The organism is Paenibacillus sepulcri (genome assembly GCF_042647105.1).
GTDB lineage: Bacteria > Bacillota > Bacilli > Paenibacillales > Paenibacillaceae > Paenibacillus_Z > Paenibacillus_Z sepulcri.
This window is the reverse complement of sequence record NZ_JBHRUP010000001.1, coordinates 811,431-834,495: the sequence shown is the minus strand read 5'-3', so window position 1 is coordinate 834,495 and position 23,065 is coordinate 811,431. Positions and strand designations below refer to the sequence as shown.

Genomic DNA, 23,065 nt, shown 5'->3' with positions numbered 1-23,065 from the left:
TGAATACAGCCGCATATACATAGAAAAAGCATGTGCCGGCGAATGCAGCCATTGTTCCAGGCCAGGCAGGCAATAAGGCAGCGAGACAGGAGGCGACCGAATGGGAATTTTGTATGAAATCATAAACCGTACGAATCCGGATCAGAATAAAGAGGAGAATAAGCTGGAGCGGCCATGCGCGGATGAGCTTGTGCGTCAAAGCTATTACAGGGCGGATAAGAAACTGAGAGAGAATTTGCTGCATGCGGACAAAGGACTGAATAAAGCTTAGCGGAAGAGCGGCTGCAATGCGAATCCGCATACGTTTGGACCCGTATGATTTGATCGTAAAGCCTAAGACAGGAATTCATCAAATCAAACGGATCGAAGCGTTTAGCGAGTCGACAGGGAATGAAGGGTTAGATCTTGATCAGCCCTTTTTCTTTGATTTCATTCTCAAACTCGGAAGCATGCTTGGACATACAGTTGCAATAGTAGTCTTTACGGCAAATCGGGCATGGAACGGTAAGCAGGCGGTTAACGCCGATTAACTCCCAATCCGGTTTCTTGCTGTAAATAAGCCGGCATTTGGTGTTGTCCGTCAGTGTGGCAACAAAATGGTAAAGTCCTTCTGCTTCATTGCTGTCCACCACTACAAGGTTTTTGATATGAATTTTAAGCGCCATGTTTATCTCCTGTTCACATATTTGATTTTTATTTGCATAAGCGTGTGCTTAGTAATACTAATTGGATTATACCACTTTTGTCAAAGTGAAATTACCCCTTTGCTATATTTATTATACGATTATGGTTAATTGTGAAGCAATGTGTGTAATAAGGAATACGGCAAGCCGAAAACAAACTGAATCAAGGCGGTGAATGACATGACAGTCCGATATCTTGTGAACTGCTATAACACAACCATTACGGTGAAGCAGGAAGATGACAGCATTGGGCAATATGATGTCAACATTCAAAGCAATAACAGTCCTTTCGGTTCCGGCAACACGCTGTATTCCGCACATTCGGAAGAGCAGGCCGTTCGGATTGCCAATCAGCTGTGTGCTTTTTACTCCATGGCAAGGGAGAACGGGTACTACCTGCAGGGGAAGAAGTTTATGAAGCCTGACAGGCGGGATATCCATGCGGAAGAAGTGCTGAGATTTGAAAGAAGCGACGAAGATATGCACGCGTTACTAACCGGAGCTTAAATAAAAACATATACGAACCCATATAAGGGACCTCTCCGGAGGTCTCTTTTTTATTGGAAGCAACAATTTCCATTATGATGCGTCCATATATAAGTGAAGAAGCAGAGTCTAACGAAATTTGGAGGATTTATTAATGAACTTGCGCAAGTGCCTTGCTGTTTTGCTGTTTGTTGTCTTATGGTCGCAAGCTGCGGCCCTGAATGTGCATGCCCAGAATTACAGTACGATTAAGATCTTTTTGGACGGGCAGGAAATCATAAGCGATGTATCTCCTTATATTGTTCCTAAAGTGGACACAACCCTGGTTCCCCTCAGAGTGATCAGCGAAGGATTGGGAGCGGCGGTGGATTGGAAGCAGAGCAGCAAGAGCGTGACCATCAGCTGGCCTGAAACGGCGATTGCGCTGACGGCCGGCCAAACCTACGCTCTCGTGGACGGGAGCAAGATTGCCTTGGGAACGACTGTGACAGTCAAGCAGGGCAGAGTTATGGTCCCGCTGCGTTTTGTCGGAGAGCAGCTCGGTCTGCAGGTAAACTGGAATCAAAGCGAGCATACGATCACGATGCTAAGCGGAGGTTTGGCTGAGCTGCCTCCTTCCGAACCCGTCGATCCTGTTGCCCCGGCGGAGCCAAAGCCGCCGGTCGATCCCGCCTTTCCATTGCCGCCCCTTGACGATAACGGCGGCGGGAATACGGGGGGCATCGGCGCAGGCCTCAGAGGAGCCTGGGTATCGACGGTTTTCAATCTGGATTGGCCATCAACGGGTTCATTCGGAAACAAGACGAAGCAGCAGGATGAGTTCATCAAGCTTTTGGATGATTTGCAAGGAATGGGCATGAACGCGGTATTTGTTCAGGTTCGCCCGGCAGGCGACGCTTTATACCCCTCCACGCTTGTTCCATGGTCTGCCTTTCTGACCGGAACAAGCGGGAAAGCGCCGGATTATGATCCGCTGGCGTTCATGATCGGGGAGACACATAAGCGGGGAATGGAATTCCATGCCTGGTTCAATCCGTTCCGCGCGACGACAGATACGAAAACGGATAAGCTGGCCGTCAATCATGTGGTCAAGCAGCATCCCGAATGGATTGTCAAATCCGGCAGCATGTTTTATATTAATCCCGGCATCCCGGAGGCGCGGCAGCATATTATCGATACGATCATGGAAGTGGTCCATCAATACGATGTGGACGGCATCCATCTGGATGATTATTTCTATCCGTCCGGCGGCACCTTTGGCGATGATGTTACTTTCCGGACATACAACAGCAAGAATCTCGCCACGCTCGCGGACTGGCGCCGCGATAATATTAATGAATTTGTCCGGCAGCTGGGCGAATCCATCCACAGCGCCAAGCCGCAGGTGCAGTTCGGCATCAGTCCGTTCGGGGTGTGGCGCAACAAGGCGCTGGATGCGACAGGCTCGGATACCAAGGCTGGTGTAACCGCTTATGACAGCATGTATGCGGATGTACGCACCTGGATCAAGCAGGAGTGGATCGATTATGTCGTTCCGCAGATATACTGGAGCTTCTCTTTCACGGCGGCTCCCTATGGCACCTTGGTAGATTGGTGGGCAAATGAGGTACAGGGCACGGACGTTAAGCTGTATATCGGCCATTCACCTTACAAGCTGGGGACTGCCGAGGCAGGCTGGCAGAATGCCAAGGAGATTATCGATCAATTGTCTTACAACACTTCGATTAAAGAAGTCAGCGGCGACCTGTTCTTCAGCGCCAAGGATTTGCGCAAAAATCCGCTGGGACTTCTTCAAGCGCTCACGGTTTATTACAATCTTAATTAATTTATACGGTATTGTTACCTTTTCGAAACAATTTGGAGCCTATTCCCGGTTATAGTTATTCTATAACCAGATGTCCTTGATAGGGAGTGGCTTAAGTATGAAAAAATTATCATTATCTACAGCCGTAATTGCAGTCGTTCTGGCATTCTCCATCCCAAGCGCAAATGCCGTAGGCAAGGGAGAAAGCGCGCCAGCCGGGCAGTCGGCTGAAACGGTGACCGCTTTTATCAATCATATTGATCACAAGGAAGGCAAGCTGTATTTGACAGTCGACGATATTCAATGGTTTGAGGGTGCCGCCGCCAATGAAGCTTTTCTAGAGAATGAACCGTATTCCGGAATGGACGGCGCGCCGGATGGCTATTATATTGTCAATTCCGATAATCAAACCAGAGCGGTCGAGATCGATCCAGACGCGCAGGTAGAGATGCAGATATATGATCAGGATGGTGTGCTAGAAGATCTTCAGCCCGTCTTTAATCAGGCAATCCCGCTCGAGAAGTTTAATGCCATTTTTGGAGATAAGCATATCGTGGATTTGAGCGGTTTTCCTTATCATTTGACGATTAAGGACGGGAAGGTTGTCCGCATCGTTCAGCAGTATATCCCTTAATTGTCAGCTTGCGGCTATACATAGGCCCGCTCGGTTACCGAGCGGGTCTTTTTTTAACCTTATAGAATGTGTAAGTTTCATTTTTATCGATTTGGGGCACTTCGGCTAATCGGGAGAAAATGCAAGGTCCTGCCGCTTCCGAATAGACAATGCCGAGCGATTACCTATACAATGGAAACAGGGCCCTTATCCGGTCCTGTTTTTTCCTTAGTTAGATGAATTATGGGCAGAATAGCATTTTATCTGAACGAAGCAGGTTTTACGGCGTAAAACTTAAAGCTTCTGTTTGTGAAGCAAGTTTTACTGCGCAAAACACACAGGAGGCAACCATTATGAAAGCACTTGTATGGAACAGACCGGGAAAGCCGGAATCCCTGGAAACGACGGAGCTGCCGGTTCCGGCGGCCGGACCGGGTGAAATCGGGGTCAAGGTAATCGCGGCCGGATTGAATCCGGTTGATTACAAGCTCGCTTTGAACGGCCATCCCGCATGGGTGTACCCTTTTGTCCCGGGCGTGGATGTTGCGGGCGAAGTAGTGGAGATTGGGGATGGCGTGACGAAGTGGCAGATTGGCGACCGCGTTGTTTATCATGGCGATTTTACCAAGCCGGGCGGATATGCTGAATTCAGCGTGACCACCGCACATACGGCTGCGCGAATTCCTGAAGGCGTCTCCTTCGTCGAGGCTGCGGCTTTTCCATGCGCTGGCCTGACCGCTTATCAGGTGTTATTTCGCAAAATGCATATGCAAGCGGGTCAATCGATCCTGATTCATGCCGGCGGAGGAGGCGTAGGCGGATATGCCATTCAGCTCGCCAGGCTTGCCGGAGCATCATTGATCCTGACAACGGCTTCCCAGAAAAGCATGGAGCATGTGAAGGCGCTTGGTGCCGACGTCGGAATTGATTATAATAAGGAGGATACATACAGCCGGATCAGAGAGCTTACTGACGGGGCCGGCGTGGATCTGATCCTGAATTCCGTCAACCGCGCAACCGCCCAGGAGGATCTGTCCGCTTTGAAGTTCGGGGGGCAATTAGCCTGCATCGCGGGGGCTCCGGAAACCGTAGCGGATTTTCAGCCCTCCTCCAAGACGTTCACGCTGCACAAAATCATGTTAAGCGGGGCCCATGGATCTGGAAACCGGGAGGCCGAGGAGGATCTGGCAGCCATGGCGGACGAGTTTATGGCCTTGATGCTGGAGAAGAAGATCAAATCGATGGTCAGTGAGATTATCTCGCTGGAGCAGGTGCCGGAAGCGCTGACCCGATTATCGCAAAGACATGTCACTGGGAAAATAGTTCTTCTCCTTCAATAGGAGCAAGGAGCTCCAATACAGCAGGGGGTGCCGGTACGAGCCATTTGATTATGATAACATCAGCTGATTTGAACCATCCGTTATGGCCAGAGGCGCTGCGGATTTATCACGGTGCTTTTGCGCAGGAAGGCCGGAAATCCGATGCGGTGATCAAGCGGATGTTCGACAAGCATTTGTGTTTCCTGCACATCGGGTCGATTAATCAGGAAGCGGCCGCTATGGCGATATCCGCAAGAAGCGATGACGGCAGGGTGCTGGTTATCGATTATCTTGCCGTTCGGGAGGACCTGCGGGGTCAAGGTACGGGAGCGGATTTCGTCCGGGCCATTTCCCGCTGGACGCAGGAGGAGCAGGCTCTGGAGGGGATCGTTATTGAGGCGGAAGCGGATGAGACGGCCGTAAACGCCAGCCGGATCCGCTTTTGGGAAAAATGCGGATTTACCTTAACGGATTATGTCCATCATTACAGATGGGTCCCTGAGCCTTACAGGGCCATGTTCAACTGGTTTGAGCCTGGCAGCGGTCTGCCTGTTGATGGAGAAGCTTTATTCCGCTATATCATTTCATTTCACCAGAAAGCTTATGCCAAATGAATATAACGGACTGCCGCGAGGCAGTCTTTTGTCTGATCAGGCCAACCGGCGGTTTCCGGTTGGCTTTTTTTTCTGCCTCACAGCGTTACAGGCCCGCATGCATAATCGAATGAAATAAATGGAAGCCTATCATGGAGAAGAATATTGATGATGAGCAAGCTTTCTATTCCGGTATGTGAGGGGGAACGGATATGTCCGTCTGGAGATCCATGATTAATAGATCCAAGCAAAAGTCAAATCATATCCAAAGGTCTGATCAGTCACGAAGGAAAATAGAGCCGCCCAACAAGATTATGGAGAAGCTGGGGGATGAGCCTACTCATCGGTCAATTAATGAAACGGTTCTTTTCTTGCAGGAATTGCTTAAAGACAGCGATGACTTCATTATCCGTGAATTCGATATTCACGGCCATTATCCGGCGGTATTGTTCTATTACTTCAGTTTGGCCGACAAAACGCAAATCAATGAGGACGTGCTGCGGCCTTTGATGAGGATTGTGGAGACGCCAGAGGAGGAACGCAAAACCCCCAAACAGCTTGCGGACATGATTAAGCGGCAGACGCTGACATACAGTCCCATCAAGACGACCTCCAAGATCAGCGAGCTGGTGGATGGCATCTCGAGAGGATCAACGGTCCTTGCCATAGAGGGTCTGGATGAAGTGCTCATTATGGGCTGCCGGGATATTGGCAAGAGAGCGATCGAGCAGCCGCCGACCGAGCAGGTGATTCAAGGCCCCAGGGAAGGCTTCATCGAACATCTGGACGACAACCTGGGCTTGATCCGGTACCGGCTGATGACCCCGGATTTGCGGGTAAAAGTGATTACGCTTGGACGTGTGACCAAAACCGATGTCGCGATTACGTATCTGGACGGGATTGTAAATCCGGAGCTGGTTCAGGAAGTGGAAAAGCGGCTGTCCAATATCGATATCGATGGAATCATGGATGCCGGCTATTTGGAGCAGTTCATCGAAGACAACTATCTGTCCCCGTTCCCGCAGGTGCAGAATACCGAGAAGCCCGATAAAGTCGTTGCCAATCTGCTGGAAGGAAGGGTTTCCATTCTGGTGGACGGAACGCCCTTCGCGCTTATAGTGCCGGCGGTGTTCAACCAGTTCTACCAGGTAACCGAGGATTATACATCGCGTTTTCTGCAGGGCAGCTTCATCAGGGTGGTGCGTGTAATAGCCCTGGTTTTTTCTCTCATATTTCCATCGTTATATGTTGCCATCATCTCCTTCAATCCCGAACTGATTCCTACGGAGTTCGCCGTTGCCGTAGCCGGGGGGAGAGCGGGAGTGCCGTTCCCGTCTTTTTTTGAGGTGCTTATTGTAGAGATATCAATGGAGGTGCTGCGGGAAGCTACCATCAGGCTGCCGCAGCAGGTCGGGGGTGCATTATCGATCGTAGGCGTGCTTGTTATCGGCCAAGCGGCGGTTGCGGCCGGATTCGCAAGCCCGATTACCGTTGTCGTTATCGCGCTGACGACAATCGGATCGTTCGCGACGCCTGCCTATAACTCAGCCTTCGCGCTGCGTATGTTGCGGTTTCCGCTTATCATCATGGCCGGTATGTTTGGTTTGTATGGCGTCGTGATTGGCTTGATCGTGATCGGGAATCATATGCTTTCCCTGAAATCCTTTGGTGTTCCGTATATGAGCCCGGCAGTTCCGGTTGATATGCAAGGCTTCAAGGATTTGGTTACGCGTGCTCCGATCTGGTCGATGAAGCTGAGGCCCGCGATGCTTCATTCTCCTGATCCGACCCGGGTAGGGGAGAAGTCGCAGCCCAACCATGAACAGCAATCCAATGTGCTTGATCCGATGCAGAATACCGAATCGGAGGAAGGAGGGAATCAGGATGGAAGCTCGTCAGATAACGATGGTTCAGGCGGCAGCGGTTATCGCTAGCACCATCATTGGGGTCGGTGTGCTTGAACTGCCCCGTCTGTCCGTTAATGCCATGGATTCGGGAGCTCCATTGTTTACGCTTATCGGAGCTCTTATCGGATTAGTCGGATTGATACTGACAACCGTGCTTGGCGTACGTTTTCCCAGAAAGTCGTTGATTCAATACAGTGAAGATATTATAGGCAGATGGCTTGCCCTGGTTATCAATATGGCACTCGTCGTTTTCTTCTCCATCCTGACCGCTCTGGCCTCGCGCGAGTTTGGAGAGGTGGTCGTGACCTCCGTATTGAAGCGCACTCCGCTGGAAGTGACGGTGATCATGATGCTGCTGCTGGCAGCGGTGATTGTAAGAACGGATATCGCCACATTTACCAGCGTCCATCTATTCTATTTGCCTTTCATGTTCGTTCCGGGAATTGCCATCGTTATTTTTTCGCTCAAAAATGGCTTTGCCTTAAACCTGCTTCCGATATGGGGAAACGAGCACCATCAGATATTCAGCGGCCTGCTGACGATTGCGGCGCTGTTCCAGTGTTCCTTCGTCATCACATTGATTATTCCCTTCATGCGTTCCCCCAAAAGAGCATATGTTTCGATGCTATGGGGATGGGGAATATCTGGCGTGTTATATCTGCTGATTGTAATTGCGGCAGTTGCCGTATTCGGTCCTGAAGAAATAAAAGTATTGATGTGGCCAACACTGGAGCTGGCCAAAACGACTGCTCTTCCCGCCAATATCCTGGAAAGACTGGATGCGGCATTTTTGGCTGTCTGGGTAACCGCGGTTTTCACGACGCTGTTCTCGACCTATTATTTGACGATAAAATCCATTACGCAAATGTTCCGTCTCCGCGATCACAAGATGTTCTCTTATTTTCTGCTGCCATTTATCTTTCTGAGCGCCATGCTGCCGCAAAGCGTGCTGCAAATGTATGATTATATTGATATTGTTGGTCAAACCGGACTCATCCTTACGGTCGGGTATCCGTGTCTGCTGTTGATGCTGGCCATGATCCGGAAGAAAAGGGGAGAAGAGAATGTCGGTTCAGACCATCAAAAGAACCTGTAGCTCACTTCTGCTTGTGAGCATCTTCGTTCCTTTGCTGACGGGCTGCTGGGACCGTCTGGAAATCGAAGAGCGGGCAGTTGTGCTTGCTATAGCGATTGATGTTGCAACTCCTCAAGGGGAGCAGGAGGAACCGGAGGTGGCGCATGTCAAGGACTCCATTCCGGAGCCGGAGGGCATCGGGTACCAGCTTACTGCGCAAATCGCTGTGCCGGGACGTATTCCGCTGGGGCCAAGCAACGAAGGAGGCGGGGGGTCCGGGGCTTCGCAGAAGCCGGTCTGGATCTTGTCGGCAAGCGGACATACCATGGATGATGCCATGAGTGTGCTGCAGCAGCAGCTGGCGGACAAGCTGTTCCTTGGCCATCTTCGCGTCATTATCGTATCCGAGAAGGTAGCCCGCGTGGGACTTGAGAATTTGAATGATTATCTGAGAAGAAATGCGGAGGTGCGAAGACTCGCATGGCTCAGTATATCCAAAGGCAGAGCCGAGAAGGTGGTAAGGGCGGCTCCGCAGCTGGAAAGGGTCCCTGCGCTTTATTTGCTGGCCATGTTTGATCATGCTGTGGAGATGGGCAAATACCCGAATGAATTTATCGGGATATTCTGGAGCAAGAGTACGAGCAAAGGGGTAGAGCCGATCCTGCCGCTGCTCAATATGAACAGGGAAGGAAGCATTGAAGTCGCCGGACTTGCCTATTTTAAAGCGGATAAAATGGTTGGAAGCACCAAGCCGCTTGAAATCGGGTTTTATATGGCTTTGACCGGCAGGAAGCGGGGAGGTTACACAGCCTTTATTCCAAGGCGCAAGGGCAGCCAGGACATGATTATGATCAGAGCCACGCAGCGAAGAACCAGAACGCAGGTATCTGTGAAGGATGGAAAGCCGCATGTGCAGGTGCATGTGCTCCTGGAAGAGGATATTGAGGAGAATGCGAACGAGAACTCCAGAATCGACAAACAAGCGAGCCTGGAGGAGCTTGCTGTTACCTCGGCTTCCATGACTGTGAAGGGAACCACGGAATTCGTTAAAGAATTGCAGGCTGCGGGATCGGATATATTCGGCTTTGGCGAACAGTTTCGGGCGAAGATGCCGGGTTACTGGAATCGCAATATCCGGACGGATGAGAAATGGACGGAGACCTTCAAGACCTTGTCCGTCGATATTCAATGCCAGGTGCGGATGCGGAGGGTCGGGATGAAGGCGAGCTGATTTATATCAAATGAGGTGATGAATTGCTTCAAAATGTGGGGTATGTCAATTTTATTATTTTGACTTTTATTGGCTCGGGTTACTTGATTCTTCGCTTCGATGGACGAAAGCAGGCCAAGGACAAGCTGCAAAAGGAGCATAAAATTGCACATGTGCTGGGATGGGTAAATATCGGTCTGGGCAGCTTGACGCTTGTTATTAATATTGTCACGGCTATCGTGACCTGAGCGGATTATCACAGGCGGTACCGTCGATCCAGATTGTGAATGAGGGTATACATGGAGGGAAGGACTCGGGATCTGCATGATCCCCGGTCCTTTTTTATGAAATTGCTTTTGAATTCCTTGTGTTAGGTTTATAGTGGATACATCGGAACATCTGTTTTTTTGCTGGAAACACAATATGGAAGGATGCGAAAGCCCTTATGACTTATCGGTTATCAAAGCAAGATTATGACCCCTATTTTGGTACGTACATAGGCTTAGTGCCGGATGGGAGTGTCACGAAAATTCTTGAACAGCAGCTGGGGGAAACGCTGGAGCAGTTCAGGAATTTGTCTGAGGAACAGGGGAGTTTCAGATATGCGCCGGGTAAATGGAGTCTGAAAGAAGTCATCGGCCACATCTCGGATACCGAAAGAATCATGAGCTACCGGCTGCTGCGGATTGCCAGAGGTGACAAGACGCCGCTCCCCGGCTTCGAGCAGGACGATTACGTGGAGGCAGCAGATTTTGATTCGCATTTATTGTCTGAATTAATGGAGGAATACAGTCTTGTGCGGCGGTCCACTTTATGTCTGCTGAAGGGGTTGTCCGAGGATGCCCCGACCAGAAGGGGGATTGTCAACGGGAAGGAAATCAATGTTCTCGCATTGGCTTATATCATTGCCGGTCATGAGCTTCATCACAGGAAGATCATTAACGAGAGATATGGAATCGAATAGGAGGAAACACGAATGAGCCGAATCACGATCAAGGGAACCGATCTCTCCCTGCTTCCTGTCGCGCTGGGCACGGCGGATTATGGAACGGCTGTAACCCGGGAGCAGTCCTTCCGCCTCCTCGACCAGTTTGTTGATGGCGGAGGCAGCGTAGTGGACAGCGCCCGTGTCTATGCGGACTGGCTGCCTGACGGTCACGGGATGAGCGAGAAAACGATCGGAGCCTGGCTGAAAGCCTCCGGCAAGCGGCAGCAAATTCAGATCTCCACTAAGGGCGCCCACCCCGATCTGTCGACCATGAACATATCCAGGCTGTCGCCACGGGATATTGTTTCCGATCTGGATGAGAGCCTGGCCGCTCTCGGCGTCGATGAGATTGATCTGTACTGGCTGCACCGGGATGAACGAAACAGACCGGCCGGCGAAATTCTGGAAACCTTGAACCGGCTTGTGCGGGAGGGTAAAATCCGTTATTTTGGCTGCTCCAACTGGCGTTCCGACCGTATAGAGGAAGCTAATGCCTATGCGAAGGATAAAGGAATTCAAGCTTTTTTTGCCAGTCAAATTCAATGGAGCCTCGCCGAAGTCAATGAGGAGGCTATTGGCGACCGCACGATGGTGGTGATGGACAGGGCAGAGCTGAATTTTCACAAGCGATCGGAAATGGCTCTTTTCGCCTTCACGTCGCAGGCCAAAGGTTTTTTTCCAAAGATGGCGGCAGGCGGCGCAGAGTCTCTGCGGGATTCCACAAAACAAACCTATTATAACGAGATCAATTTGGGCAGACTCGCGAGAGCGCTGGAGCTGTCCGGGCAGCTGTCGGTTCCGGTATCCGCCATTGTCCTAGCTTATCTGATCAGCCAGCCATTCCCGGTTATTCCAGTCATCGGAAGCCATACCCAGACCCAGATTGAAGAGGCTCTGCAGGCGGCAGAAGTCAGGCTGACACCCCAAATGGTCAAATATCTGGAAGAAGGCTGACGAGCATCAGATCTTAACGGCAGGCTCTTGTAAAAGCAAAAACACCTCTTTTGCAAGAGGTGTTTTTGTTCTTTATTTAGAAGCTTTACAAGCTTAGTAAGCGGTCCAGCCAGCGTCCGCAGTCACCACGGTGCCGTTAATGTAGCTGGCATCATCGGAGGCGAGGAACAGGGCGACACGGGCAATTTGAGCGGGATCAGCCGGCTCGGCCCGGTTCAGGCCCATACCGGCCATGGCGTTTTCCATACCGTAAGGATCCGGGGTTTGCATGGTGGTGCCGATGTTGGTTGCGACAGAACCGGGAGCAATGGCGTTGCAGCGGATTCCGGCCTTGGCATATTGGAAGCCGACGTTTTTGGTCAGACCGACGACGCCGTGCTTGGAGGCTGTATAAGCGAGTCCCGCTCTTGAACCAAACAGCCCGCCGATTGAGGCCGTATTGACGATGACCCCTTTGCCTTGCTTGATCATGATAGGCAGCGCCTTGCGGATCGCTCTCATCGGGCCGGTAAGGTTAATATCGAGGACACGGTTCCACAGCTCGTCCGTCAAATTTCCGGCAGCAACCATATTGTCCATAATGCCTGCGTTGTTTACCAGAATATCGAGAGAACCGAAGCTGTCTACTGCCTGATCGATCATCCGCTGTACATCCTCTTCCTTGGACACATTGGATATGACCCCGACAGCTTTGCCGCCTGCAGCCGTAATTTCCTGCACAACGCTGTCTACCGCAGCGCCGTTCACATCAGCGACAATGACGCTGGCCCCCTCCTGGGCAAACAAAATCGCCATGGCCCGTCCCATTCCTGACCCTGCGCCTGTGATGACAGCTGATTTGGATTGAAGCTTCATCTAAATCCCATCCCTTCGATTTCAAAAGTTGTTTGTGTTAAGGGTGTTAACTATAATGATAGCGACAGCTTTCAAATGGTCAATGACACAACAAGCGATTCAGTCGTTTTTACGACAGAAGCCGGAAATCTGTCAATTAATGTTTACGGGTGGTTATAGAATGTTGAAGCACGGGAGTGTTTATCCGGATATCCGCGTTATGCGGACGCGCGCGCTGCTAATAGAAGCCCTGCTGGGCTTGATGATGGAAAAAGGCTTTCATGAGCTCAAAACAAAGGAAATTGCCGATCGTGCCGGTATCAACCGGGTCACATTTTATGATCATTTCTCCTCCAAAGAGGAGCTGCTGTCAGAGGTAATGGACGGAACTCTGAACGAATACGCGGCAATAATTGATCAAATGTCCGCCATTTCGGCTCCATCCCCGACGGATTTGTTCCTTGCCGTCCAGCTGTCAGTCAGGCATATCAAGGATAATGCGGCTTTCTATAAAGTCATGCTCCTGACGCAGGGGGTCCCGGAGTTCGCATCCAGATTCCATGAGCGCATCTACCAGGCCATGTACAACAGCTACCGGAAAGCAGCCCCGGTTAATACCAAGGTAAACCCTGAGCTTTATATCAACTGGATAATTGGCGGGGCTATCGGCGTATTTACGTATTGGCTCAAAAATGATCTGCAGCCCTCGGAAGAAGAGATAATGGAGCAAATTCTGATGATTGCCGAATCGACGAGCAGGCTTCTGCTGTAGAATTGCTTATTTTTCGGAGGATGACTGGACCCTCCTCTTCCTGCCGTGAGAAGGTATGGCAACGAAAGGCAGATATAGAATCAGGAACAGCACCAAAGCCACGCCCTCCAGCGAAAGCAGGTACCAGGGATAGGGGCCAAGGAAATCGAGGAGCGACGCGGAATCGGGCTTTCTGGAGAGAAACATGTAATTCCCCCCGGTTGCGGCATTAACGAACAGGACAACAACAAGCAGAGCATTCAGAACGATCATGGTAAGCCCTATGGATTTCAGTGTCGGCCGGAACCGCTCAACCCATACCATATAGAGAACGGCCAGAATAATGGCAATATGGGCGGTGAAAAATTCAATGAAGCGAAAATGGGGGTAGCCGTAATCAAGCGCCGGCGTAAGCAAGGCCTGAATGGCTCCGCCGATTCCCGTAAAATATGCGATTTGAAAAAGCATGCGGCTTCGGGTCAGCAGCATCAGGATGCACAGATACAAGGTGATGCTGCACAGCTCAAGCGGCAGAGAGCTTTTCACCTGATAAACGGATTCCGCGGTATACCAGATATTCAGCGATGCCTCGCAGATCACTAATACAGCCGCCAGAAAATACCGGCCGTTCCGGTTCCGGCTGCCCTTCTGAAGCCAGCCGCGGAACAGATACAGCAGGATAACGGCCAGACCGAAAATAAGGAGAGCGAACAGATGCGGCGGAGAGTAGGCCGTGAAGGCCGCTGCCTGTTTGACATCAAGAAATCGATCCATTGGCTTTTCCTCCTGGTTTGAAAAATGTTCCATTACTTTATATTATCTTATGGAAGCGGAGAATAGCATCGGGAAACGGTATACTTTTTTCGGCGAAGGGCAGAATGTTAGCGGCAGTATTAATAAAGGAATAACGGATATAAAGGCAATGGAGAAGGAGTGGTGGAAAAATGGCGGATAATCAAGATCTGAGGATTCGCAGCATCGTGATCAGCGAGGGCGTCAACCGGGTTCCAAACCGTGCGATGCTCCGTGCTGTGGGATTTAATGATGACGATTTCAAAAAGCCGATGATCGGCGTTGCCAGCACCTGGAGTGAAGTGACGCCCTGCAATATGCATATCGACCATTTGGCGAGGGAAGCCAAGAAGGGCGTCCAGGCCCACGGCGGCGCTCCGTTGATCTTTAATACGATCACCGTATCAGACGGAATATCGATGGGGCATGAGGGGATGCTGTTCTCGCTGCCCAGCCGGGAAGTGATTGCCGATTCCATTGAAATTGTGACCCAGGCGGAGCGTTTTGACGCGCTGGTTGCCATCGGAGGGTGCGACAAGAATACCCCGGCCTGCCTCATGGCGATCGGGCGCATGAATTTGCCTGCCGTCTATGTATATGGGGGGACGATTCAGCCCGGCAAGCTTGACGGCAAAGACGTCGATATCGTTACGGCCTTTGAAGCGGTAGGACAGCATCAGAACGGTCAAATCAACGATGAGCAGCTGCATCAGGTGGAATGCCGGGTATGCCCGGGTCCTGGCGCTTGCGGGGGCATGTATACCGCCAATACAATGGCATCCGCTGTCGAAGCCATGGGTATGAGTCTGCCCGGATCGTCTTCCACGCCCGCGATTTCGCCCGATAAAGCCCTGGAATGCGCGGAAGCGGGCAAAGCGGTGCTCAAGCTGCTGGAGAAGAATATCCGTCCGCGCGATATCATGACCAAAAAAGCTTTTGAGAATGCGATCACGGTCGTAATGGCGCTTGGCGGCTCGACGAATGCCTTCCTGCATTTGATTGCAATGGCGCATTCCGTCGGGGTCGATTTGAAGCTTGACGACTTTGAGCGCATCCGTTTGAAGGTGCCGCATCTGGCGGATTTGAAGCCAAGCGGCAAATATGTCATGCAGGATCTCAATGACGTGGGCGGCGTCGCTGGCGTCATGAAGCTGCTGCTAGCTGAAGGACTGCTCCATGGCGATTGTTTGACTGTCACGGGAAGAACCCTGGCTGAGAATTTGGCGGATGCCCGGCCATTGGCTGACGGACAAGCCGTCATCCGGCCTTTCGATAATCCGCTTAAGGCGAGCGGTCCGCTCGTCGTACTCCGGGGCAATCTGGCTCCCGAGGGTGCCGTAGCCAAGATGTCGGGACTGAAGAATCTCCGCTTCTCCGGACCTGCGCGCGTGTTTGACAGCGAAGAAGAGACGACGCAGGCCATTATGAATGATGAAATACTGAAGGGAGACGTCGTGGTCATCCGTTATGTCGGTCCCAAGGGAGGCCCCGGCATGCCGGAGATGCTCTCTGTAACAGCCATGATCGTTGGGAAAGGACTGGGCGGGGAAGTAGCCTTGATGACAGACGGAAGGTTCTCGGGAGGCTCACACGGTTTCGTTGTCGGGCACGTCTCTCCGGAGGCCCAGGTTGGCGGCCCCATCGGTTTACTGCGGGATGGGGATATGATTACAATCGACAGCGAAACCCGGGAGATTTCGTTTGCGGTTTCCAACGAGGAATTGGAACGACGCGCGCTGACCTGGACCAGGCCCGTACCCAGATTCACCACAGGCGTTCTGGCCAAGTACGCACGCCTTGTTTCGTCCGCATCGACCGGGGCTGTGACCGATTTGAATCTGGATTAACCAATAGGAAAAGCAAATCCTTGCCAACAAGAGCCTCTGGTCCAGTGGACCAGAGGCTCTTGTTATGCCGGGGCTGTCTCTAAGGGCGAAGAGAGGCCATACCGATGCAGGCTTGTTTCCATGAACGGGAACGTGTTACGATTTTGCATATGAAAAGTTTGCAGGGAAGGAGAATTGAGCATGACCACTTATATTGCTTTGCTGCGCGGCATTAATGTCGGGAAGAAACAGATCAAGATGGATGTACTGAAAAGCATTATGGAATCCCTGCCTGTCCAGAAGGTGCAAACCTATATCCAAAGCGGAAATGTGGTCTTTCAGGCACAAAAGAAGCAGACGAAGCTATTGTCCGAAGAGATCGGGAACAAGCTTGCGGACTCGCTCTCATTCGATGTGCCGGTGATCGTGCGTACCATGGATGAGCTGGACGAGGTCATCGGCCGCAATCCATTTGCCTCTAACGGCAATGACGACGAGGGGAAGCTGTATATTGCGTTTCTTGCCAATGAACCGGCTGCAGAGTCCATTCAGCATTTGCTTTCCTTCCAGAACGGGACCGACGAGCTCCGCGTCCAGGGAAAGGAAGTTTACCTCTGGTGCCGCACCAACTACGGAACTACCCAATTCTCCAATGCCTTTCTCGAGAAGAAGCTCAAGGTGACCGCAACGACCCGCAACTGGCAAACCGTAAACAAGCTGGCGGCAATGTGCAGAGCTTGATTGGATACCCGTGAATAGTTGGCCTCCACGTGCGCAGGCATGCCTGGATGTCAATAAAGACGGGAAGATGACATAAAGATTTTACCCAAAAGGATCGCCCCAGAGAACGGAGAATGCCGATGTTCAAGTTATTTATTGTTGAAGATGACAAGGGACTGGTGGGCTTGCTGCAGGAGCATTTGCATAATTTCGGTTACGAGACCAGGGCCGTTATGAATTTTGAAGCGGTTCTGGCTGAATTCGAACAGTTCGAGCCGCATCTTGTGCTGATGGATGTGAATTTGCCCAAATTCGACGGTTACTATTGGTGCAGGCAGATCCGCAGCAGCTCGACATGTCCCATTCTGTTCATCTCCGCCCGCGAGAGCAAGATGGATCAGGTGATGGCGCTGGAGAACGGCGCGGACGACTATATTACCAAGCCCTTCGATTATGAACTCGCAACCGCCAAGATCCGTAGTCTGCTCCGCCGGGCTTACGGCTCCTATGCCATTGCCGCTAACGAGCGGACCATTTCCGTTGCCGGACTTACGCTGGATGTGGAGCGGCTGCTGCTTTCCCTGCATGATGTGAAAATCGAGCTCAGCCATACGGAAGCGAAGATCATGGATGAGCTGATGAAGAAAGCGGAGAAAGTAGTGAGCCGTGACCGGCTGCTGGACAAAATATGGGATGAGCAAACTTTTGTGGACGATAATACGTTGAATGTATATGTGAACCGTGTCCGCAAGAAGCTTACGGCTCTGAATATTCACGATTCGCTTCAGACGATTCGCGGCCAGGGGTATCGGCTTTACCCGAACTGGGGGAGTGAGTAAGGCATGAAGCTATTCTTCCGCGAGCAGCTGCCCTTTATCTATTTGTATTTCTCGCAGCTGCTTGTTATCGGTTTTATCTATTGGCTGGACGGTTACCGTCATACGGCTGTCAGCTTATATGCGGGCCTGCTGGGCACCTGCATGCTGATTGGCTACCTGGCTTTCCGGTATATCACAAACCGCAGTTTCTATGAGCGGCTCGAGCAGCCGCTCGCTTCGAATGAAGATTTGTTCAAAGCCCGCCATCAAACCCCTCTGACTGAAAGCCTGCAGGCTCTGCTCAAGAGCCAATTCCGGCACTACCAAACGGATCTGCTGCAGTATAAGCAGCGGATTGAGGATCATATTCAATTCATCAACCAATGGGTTCACCAAATGAAAACGCCGGTGTCGGTCATTCATTTGATGATCCAAAACGAGGATGAGCCCCGTTTTACAGCCATCGGCGACGAGATGGACAAGCTCAAAAAAGGTCTCGAAATGGTCCTGTACACTGCCCGTCTGGACATGTTCGAGCATGATTTTTATGTGGAGCAGCTTGATCTGGAAGCCGTCGTGCGTGCGGCGGCCAGCAGCCAGAAGCGCTTGTTTATCCGCCGGCGTATATTTCCGCTCATTCATATCGAGGGGAAGCTTGCAGTCGCCTCGGATGACAAGTGGCTGTCCTTTGTCATCAATCAGATCATTACGAATGCTGTCCGTTATACGGCACAGGACAACCGTCATCTTTATTTCCGGGGATTTTCCGGCACGGAAGGAACAGTTCTGGAAATACGCGATGAAGGGGTAGGCATAGCCGAAAGCGATCTGCCGCGTGTCTTCGATCCCTATTTCACCGGGGAGAACGGGAGGCAGTTCCAGGAGTCGACGGGAATGGGACTCTATCTGGTGAAGCAAATCTGTGAAAAGCTGGGCCATGACGTGAAGCTTGAATCCACTGTCGGGCTGGGAACGACGGTCCGGATTCTTTTCAAGTCTTACAAAGCTGTAAGCTAATGTAATCTTGAACGATAGCAGAGACTTCTCCTGCCTTTATATAATAAGGACATTCCACTGCACAAGGAGTTATGCCCATTGTCTATTTTGAAGGTTCGTAATCTGTCGAAGCTGTATGAGGGCAAGGTGGCGTACAGGGCATTGGATAATATCCAGTTCGACGTTCAGGCAGGCGAATTCGTTGGGATCATGGGCCCGTCGGGCAGCGGAAAAACGACCTTGCTAAATCTTCTGGCGACCATCGACGAGCCGACATCAGGAGAAATCATCATCAACGGCAAGGATCCGCAGCAGCTGAACAAGCAGGAGACCGCCCTTTTTCGCCGCCATGAATTGGGTTTTGTCTTTCAGTATTACAATCTGCTCGATTCGCTGACGGTGGAAGAAAATATTCTGCTGACACTGACCCTCGATGGCGTGGCTGTGCCGGAGATGGACCGAAGGCTCCAAGAAGTGGCCGCGAAGCTTGGGATTCAGGCCATATTGAAAAAACGGACCTATGAAATCTCAGGCGGACAGATGCAGCGGACCGCGATAGCAAGGGCGATCATCCATGCCCCTTCGCTTATTCTGGCGGACGAACCGACGGGCAATCTGGATTCCAAGGCTTCCAAGGATGTGATGGAGACCTTCTCGGCTGTTAACGAGCAGGATGGAGCCACAATTCTGATGGTCACTCATGATGTGCTGGCCGCCAGCTTTTGCCGCAGGGTCATCTTCATCAAGGACGGCAGGTTCTACAACGAGATTTACCGCGGGAACAATCGTCAGGCCTTTTTTCAAAAAATCATCGATATGCTGTCGCTGTTAGGGGGGGACAGCCATGACCTTTCGTCAGTTCGCTTATAGGAATGTAATGCGGAACAAGCGGACCTACGCGGCTTATTTTCTGAGCAGCTCCTTCTCGGTGATGATCTTTTGCATCTGCGCGCTGTTCATCTTTAATCCGGGCATTCAGGAGGGCATGATCTTCAATGCCGCGATACAGGCGCTTGTGGCAGCAGAGGGCATTATGTACGTGTTCTCATTTTTCTTTGTTCTGTATTCTGTCAGTTCTTTTCTGAAAATGCGCAAGCGTGAATTCGGCCTATTGATGATGCACGGCATGACCAAAGGGCAGCTCAACCGGATGATTTTCTTTGAGAATATGCTGATTGGTCTGGGAGCGATTGCCGCGGGGATTGCAGCGGGGCTGCTGACGGGGAAGCTGTTCCTGATGATCGGCTCGAAATTCGTAGGCTTGTCGTCGCTGCCGTTCTATCTGTCGGGAAAGGCTCTTGCGCTCACGGCGCTGTCCTTCATCGTCTTGTTTCTGTTGATTTCCTTATGTACCGCGGTCCTGATCCGCACCAACAAATTAATTGAATTGTTTCAATCCGGCCAGAAGCCAAAAGCGCAGCCGAAGAGCTCTGTTCTGCTGTCGCTGCTTGCCGTCGTCCTGCTAACCGCAAGCTATTATTTATCGGTGTCCGCGAGCGTGTCCACGGTGATCCTGCGGATGATTCCGGTTATCGTGATGACAATAACCGGCACCTATTTCTTCTACACGCAGCTAAGTGTATACACGATCAAGCTGCTGCAGAGGAAGCGTTCCTTTTTCCTGCGGAAAACGAACATTATAACGGTTTCCAGCCTGGCTTACCGGGTGAAGGACAATGCCCGGATGTTCTTTATGGTTACCATCATCTCGACTGTTTCGTTCTGCAGCGTTGGCGCATTTACCTCCCTGCAAACCTTGACCAGTCAATTCGCCGATGATTATCCGGCCGCCATCGGCTACGTGGCCAAGGATGGAAGCGGGCTTGAGGAAGGGCATCTGCAGCAGATCAGGGATGAATTAGCCTACAAAGCTATTCCCTATGAAAGCTACCGCATGCCGGTCAAATATGTCGCGGTTCAGACCCATTCGGCAGCGGATTCCGCTCAAGAAAGAGAGCTGCATCTGATCTCATTCTCGGATTACAAGGAAGTGACCAAGCTTGCGGGCGTGCCCACGACGGAACAAGCTTTAAGCGGCGATGAAGCCTTGGTTCTGATGAGCTCACTCCGGGATAAAGCCTATATCCAGATTCGGGAGCTCTTGACGTATACCCTCCAGGACAGCGGTATAGGCCTTCGCGAGACCGGCTACACCAAGCGGGTTGCCATACCGGATTATCTGATGACGGATCTCGACGATGATCGGGATCTGGCCGAGCTGGAGGAGGATATCGATACGGAGTTCAGCGGAATGGTCGTGAGCGATGAGCTTTTCAACCAAATCACCGCACCGGTCCAAACCGATTACTATACCGGCTTCTATGTCAAGGATATTGAACAAACGATCGGGATGCTGGAAGAGCTGGCGGACTTCGGAGTGATGCGCTATGACATGGGCCAGCCTTATGCAATTACAGTAAGCGGAACGCTGCAGGCTGCGCAAAACAGCTTGTACAGCATTATGCTGTTCGTTGCGCTTCTCGTCGGCACTGTGTTTTTTATTGCCGCCGGCAGCTTCCTGTACTTCCGTCTTTATGCGGATCTGGATTATGACCGCCGCCAATTTCTCACGATGGTCAAGATTGGACTCACGGAAAAAGAGCTGTCGAGGATGGTTACAAGACAGCTTGCCCTGCTGTTCTTCGTTCCGATTCTGTTTGCGGTTGTGCACAGCATATTCGCGTTTATTGCTCTGCAGAAGTTTTTCTTCCTGTCGATCGCAAATCAAATGGGGGTCGTGCTGATCAGCTTTTTCATGGCGCAGATATTATATTTCTTCTTCATCCGCAACCGCTACTTGCGGAACCTGAAGAAGACGCTTGTTTAAAGGCAGGTGAATAACTGGCAGGCGGAAATAGTCTGGAGAAGCGTAAGCGTTCGCCTTTGTACCCCGAATTTAACCGATACAGGTGACAATGCTTCCCACGGTGTTTATTGTGGGTAGCATTGCACCACAGGTATCCACAATAAAAAAAATTCAGGGGTACAACAGCGATCGGAAGACGTTTCCACCTGCGCAGCCTGGCTTTCACCTGACTAGTGAGGAGGCTTAAGAAGGTGCAGAACTGGATAACTGATTTTATGGAGCAGTTTGGTTATTGGGGAATCTTGCTGATGATCGCCCTGGAGAATGTCTTTCCTCCCATTCCTTCGGAAGTCATTCTTACCTTTGGCGGGTTTATGACGACCAACACGAGTCTGACAGTACCCGGCGTCATCGCCTTTGCTACGGTGGGGTCTGTGCTGGGAGCTCTTGTCCTGTATGGCATCGGGCTGCTGCTTCACGTGGAAAGACTGGAGAAAATCGTCGAACGCTGGGGTCATGTTCTGAGGCTCAAGAAGGCAGATATCCATAAAGCGAATACCTGGTTTGAAAAATATGGATATTGGACCGTGTTATTTTGCAGGATGATTCCACTCATAAGAAGTTTGATTTCCATTCCGGCGGGCATGTCGCGGATGAAATTTTGGCTGTTCCTTCTTTTCACTACCCTGGGGACGTTGATCTGGAACATTATTCTGGTGATGATTGGAGCAGCTCTGGGAGAGAATTGGGCGGATATTCTCCATTTCATGGACTTGTATTCCCATGCTGCATATGCGGCAATCGGTGCCGGAATGATCGTATTCATTTTCTTATTTATCCGCAGACAGAGAAAAGCTAAAGCTTAAGCAGGAAGGGAGAGATGCCAGGAATGGATTTTATTGAATTGTTGAAAGCACTGCTGCTGGGCCTGGTGGAAGGCGTAACGGAATTCGCTCCCGTCTCATCGACAGGACATATGATTATCGTGGATGATATGTGGCTGCAGTCCGAGCAATTTCTGACCAAATATGTGGCGAATACGTTCAAGATTGTTATTCAGTTGGGCTCCATATTAGCCGTCGTTATTATTTTCTGGAAACGGTTCATGGACCTGCTTGGGCTGCGGCGGCGCAGCGAGGGTCAAGCTGCCGCCCCGGGACAGCGTCTGAGACTGTCGCAGGTCATTGTTGGCTTGCTTCCAGCCGGTGTGCTTGGAGTATTGACGGAAAGTTATATTGACGATCATCTGTTCTCTACGGGAACAGTGCTGATCGGACTTGTGCTTGGTGCGGTTCTGATGATTGCAGCCGACCGGTTCGCTCCGGCTGTTCCGAGTATTCAAACTGTTGACCAGATTACCTACAGACAAGCCATTATGATCGGTCTTGTTCAATGCCTGTCGCTTTGGCCGGGATTCTCCAGATCGGGCTCCACGATCTCCGGCGGTGTGCTCCTCGGGATGAGCCACAGGGCGGCAGCCGATTTCACCTTCATTATGGCAGTGCCGATTATGCTGGGGGCGAGCATGCTCTCACTGGTCAAGAATTGGGAGTATTTCACCATGGATTCCCTGCCGTTCTTTATTGTCGGTTTCGTGAGCGCCTTCCTCTTCGCCCTCATTTCCATCCGCTTCTTCCTGAAGCTGATCAACCGCGTCAAGCTTGTTCCATTTGCAATATACCGGATCGTGCTTGCCATCATTGTGTATGTTATTTATTTTTAAATCCAGCTCAGGCCGGATCATCGAGGCGCTAAGGCGCCGGTGGTTCGGCTTTTCTTTCGCAACCTTAAGCGGAGCAATATCGTCTAGAATAGAGAAACACCCTCTCTCGGTGCATCGTCTCATTCAACATGATATAATCGTGTCAGAAACGGATTTTGGAATAAGCA

The 23,065-nt window shown here is 51.2% G+C and carries 24 protein-coding genes; 21 read left to right on the top strand and 3 right to left on the bottom strand.

What is annotated here, in order from left to right:
* Positions 1-100 precede the first annotated feature (100 nt).
* Positions 101-271 carry a hypothetical protein gene (locus tag ACFOLF_RS03670; RefSeq protein WP_210039764.1) on the top strand — a complete coding sequence of 57 codons (171 nt, stop codon included), beginning with the start codon at positions 101-103 and terminating at the stop codon, positions 269-271.
* 127 nt (positions 272-398) lie between these two features.
* On the opposite strand, the gene ACFOLF_RS03665 is transcribed toward ACFOLF_RS03670, so the two are convergent.
* Entirely contained in the window at positions 399-665 is a 267-nt protein-coding gene (locus ACFOLF_RS03665; RefSeq protein ID WP_210039765.1) for a hypothetical protein, read from the bottom strand.
* A 198-nt stretch (positions 666-863) separates the two neighbouring features.
* On the opposite strand from ACFOLF_RS03665, the gene ACFOLF_RS03660 reads away from it, so the two are divergent.
* The 11 genes from ACFOLF_RS03660 (at position 864) to ACFOLF_RS03610 (ending at position 11,632) form a co-directional block, all read left to right on the top strand.
* Entirely contained in the window at positions 864-1,190 is a 327-nt protein-coding gene (locus ACFOLF_RS03660) for a hypothetical protein (RefSeq protein ID WP_210039766.1), read from the top strand.
* A gap of 133 nt (positions 1,191-1,323) precedes the next feature.
* Positions 1,324-2,994 carry a family 10 glycosylhydrolase gene (locus tag ACFOLF_RS03655; protein ID WP_210039767.1) on the top strand — a complete coding sequence of 557 codons (1,671 nt, stop codon included), beginning with the start codon at positions 1,324-1,326 and terminating at the stop codon, positions 2,992-2,994.
* Between the two features lie 97 nt (positions 2,995-3,091).
* Complete coding sequence (locus ACFOLF_RS03650; protein ID WP_210039768.1) at positions 3,092-3,607, top strand: hypothetical protein; 516 nt, start codon at positions 3,092-3,094, stop codon at positions 3,605-3,607.
* 332 nt (positions 3,608-3,939) lie between these two features.
* Positions 3,940-4,926, top strand: a complete 987-nt coding sequence (locus ACFOLF_RS03645) for a zinc-binding dehydrogenase (protein WP_379113307.1) — start codon at positions 3,940-3,942, stop codon at positions 4,924-4,926.
* 50 nt (positions 4,927-4,976) lie between these two features.
* On the top strand, positions 4,977-5,519 hold the full coding sequence (locus ACFOLF_RS03640; RefSeq protein WP_210039769.1) for a GNAT family N-acetyltransferase: 543 nt from the start codon (positions 4,977-4,979) through the stop codon (positions 5,517-5,519).
* A gap of 293 nt (positions 5,520-5,812) precedes the next feature.
* The gene (locus ACFOLF_RS03635; protein WP_210040002.1) at positions 5,813-7,432 is read left to right on the top strand and encodes a spore germination protein; all 1,620 of its coding nucleotides are present in this window, start codon (positions 5,813-5,815) and stop codon (positions 7,430-7,432) included.
* The gene (locus ACFOLF_RS03630; protein ID WP_210039770.1) at positions 7,383-8,501 is read left to right on the top strand and encodes a GerAB/ArcD/ProY family transporter; all 1,119 of its coding nucleotides are present in this window, start codon (positions 7,383-7,385) and stop codon (positions 8,499-8,501) included. Before ACFOLF_RS03635 ends, ACFOLF_RS03630 begins: the two co-directional genes overlap by 50 nt.
* A complete protein-coding gene (locus tag ACFOLF_RS03625; protein ID WP_210039771.1) occupies positions 8,470-9,711 on the top strand; it encodes a Ger(x)C family spore germination protein in 1,242 nt (413 codons plus the stop codon). The genes ACFOLF_RS03630 and ACFOLF_RS03625 overlap by 32 nt, the downstream gene beginning before the upstream one ends.
* A gap of 23 nt (positions 9,712-9,734) precedes the next feature.
* Positions 9,735-9,938, top strand: coding sequence for a CLC_0170 family protein (locus ACFOLF_RS03620; protein ID WP_210039772.1), 204 nt, complete (start codon positions 9,735-9,737; stop codon positions 9,936-9,938).
* Positions 9,939-10,135: 197 nt separating this feature from the next.
* Positions 10,136-10,654: a DinB family protein gene (locus ACFOLF_RS03615; RefSeq protein ID WP_210039773.1), complete on the top strand. Its 519-nt coding sequence runs from the start codon at positions 10,136-10,138 to the stop codon at positions 10,652-10,654.
* 12 nt (positions 10,655-10,666) lie between these two features.
* On the top strand, positions 10,667-11,632 hold the full coding sequence (locus ACFOLF_RS03610; protein WP_210039774.1) for an aldo/keto reductase: 966 nt from the start codon (positions 10,667-10,669) through the stop codon (positions 11,630-11,632).
* A gap of 93 nt (positions 11,633-11,725) precedes the next feature.
* On the opposite strand, the gene ACFOLF_RS03605 is transcribed toward ACFOLF_RS03610, so the two are convergent.
* On the bottom strand, positions 11,726-12,487 hold the full coding sequence (locus ACFOLF_RS03605; RefSeq protein WP_210039775.1) for an SDR family oxidoreductase: 762 nt from the start codon (positions 12,485-12,487) through the stop codon (positions 11,726-11,728).
* A 160-nt stretch (positions 12,488-12,647) separates the two neighbouring features.
* Here ACFOLF_RS03605 and ACFOLF_RS03600 point away from each other — a divergent pair, with 160 nt between their 5' ends.
* On the top strand, positions 12,648-13,238 hold the full coding sequence (locus tag ACFOLF_RS03600) for a TetR/AcrR family transcriptional regulator (protein WP_210039776.1): 591 nt from the start codon (positions 12,648-12,650) through the stop codon (positions 13,236-13,238).
* Between the two features lie 6 nt (positions 13,239-13,244).
* On the opposite strand, the gene ACFOLF_RS03595 is transcribed toward ACFOLF_RS03600, so the two are convergent.
* Positions 13,245-13,991: a YwaF family protein gene (locus ACFOLF_RS03595; RefSeq protein WP_210039777.1), complete on the bottom strand. Its 747-nt coding sequence runs from the start codon at positions 13,989-13,991 to the stop codon at positions 13,245-13,247.
* 170 nt (positions 13,992-14,161) lie between these two features.
* Here ACFOLF_RS03595 and ilvD point away from each other — a divergent pair, with 170 nt between their 5' ends.
* The 8 genes from ilvD to ACFOLF_RS03555 all read left to right on the top strand — a co-directional run bounded on the left by ilvD (position 14,162) and on the right by ACFOLF_RS03555 (position 22,898).
* Positions 14,162-15,856: a dihydroxy-acid dehydratase gene (ilvD, locus tag ACFOLF_RS03590; protein WP_210039778.1), complete on the top strand. Its 1,695-nt coding sequence runs from the start codon at positions 14,162-14,164 to the stop codon at positions 15,854-15,856.
* Positions 15,857-16,036: 180 nt separating this feature from the next.
* Positions 16,037-16,576: a DUF1697 domain-containing protein gene (locus tag ACFOLF_RS03585; RefSeq protein ID WP_210039779.1), complete on the top strand. Its 540-nt coding sequence runs from the start codon at positions 16,037-16,039 to the stop codon at positions 16,574-16,576.
* Positions 16,577-16,695: 119 nt separating this feature from the next.
* Positions 16,696-17,394 (top strand): response regulator transcription factor, encoded by a 699-nt coding sequence (locus ACFOLF_RS03580; RefSeq protein ID WP_210039780.1) that lies wholly within the window; start codon positions 16,696-16,698, stop codon positions 17,392-17,394.
* Between the two features lie 3 nt (positions 17,395-17,397).
* Positions 17,398-18,390 carry a sensor histidine kinase gene (locus tag ACFOLF_RS03575; RefSeq protein ID WP_210039781.1) on the top strand — a complete coding sequence of 331 codons (993 nt, stop codon included), beginning with the start codon at positions 17,398-17,400 and terminating at the stop codon, positions 18,388-18,390.
* Between the two features lie 78 nt (positions 18,391-18,468).
* Positions 18,469-19,239 (top strand): ABC transporter ATP-binding protein, encoded by a 771-nt coding sequence (locus ACFOLF_RS03570; RefSeq protein WP_210039782.1) that lies wholly within the window; start codon positions 18,469-18,471, stop codon positions 19,237-19,239.
* Positions 19,214-21,196 (top strand): ABC transporter permease, encoded by a 1,983-nt coding sequence (locus ACFOLF_RS03565; protein WP_210039783.1) that lies wholly within the window; start codon positions 19,214-19,216, stop codon positions 21,194-21,196. The genes ACFOLF_RS03570 and ACFOLF_RS03565 overlap by 26 nt, the downstream gene beginning before the upstream one ends.
* Before the next feature lie 230 nt (positions 21,197-21,426).
* Entirely contained in the window at positions 21,427-22,041 is a 615-nt protein-coding gene (locus ACFOLF_RS03560; RefSeq protein WP_210039784.1) for a DedA family protein, read from the top strand.
* Between the two features lie 23 nt (positions 22,042-22,064).
* Complete coding sequence (locus tag ACFOLF_RS03555) at positions 22,065-22,898, top strand: undecaprenyl-diphosphate phosphatase (protein WP_210039785.1); 834 nt, start codon at positions 22,065-22,067, stop codon at positions 22,896-22,898.
* Positions 22,899-23,065 lie beyond the last annotated feature (167 nt).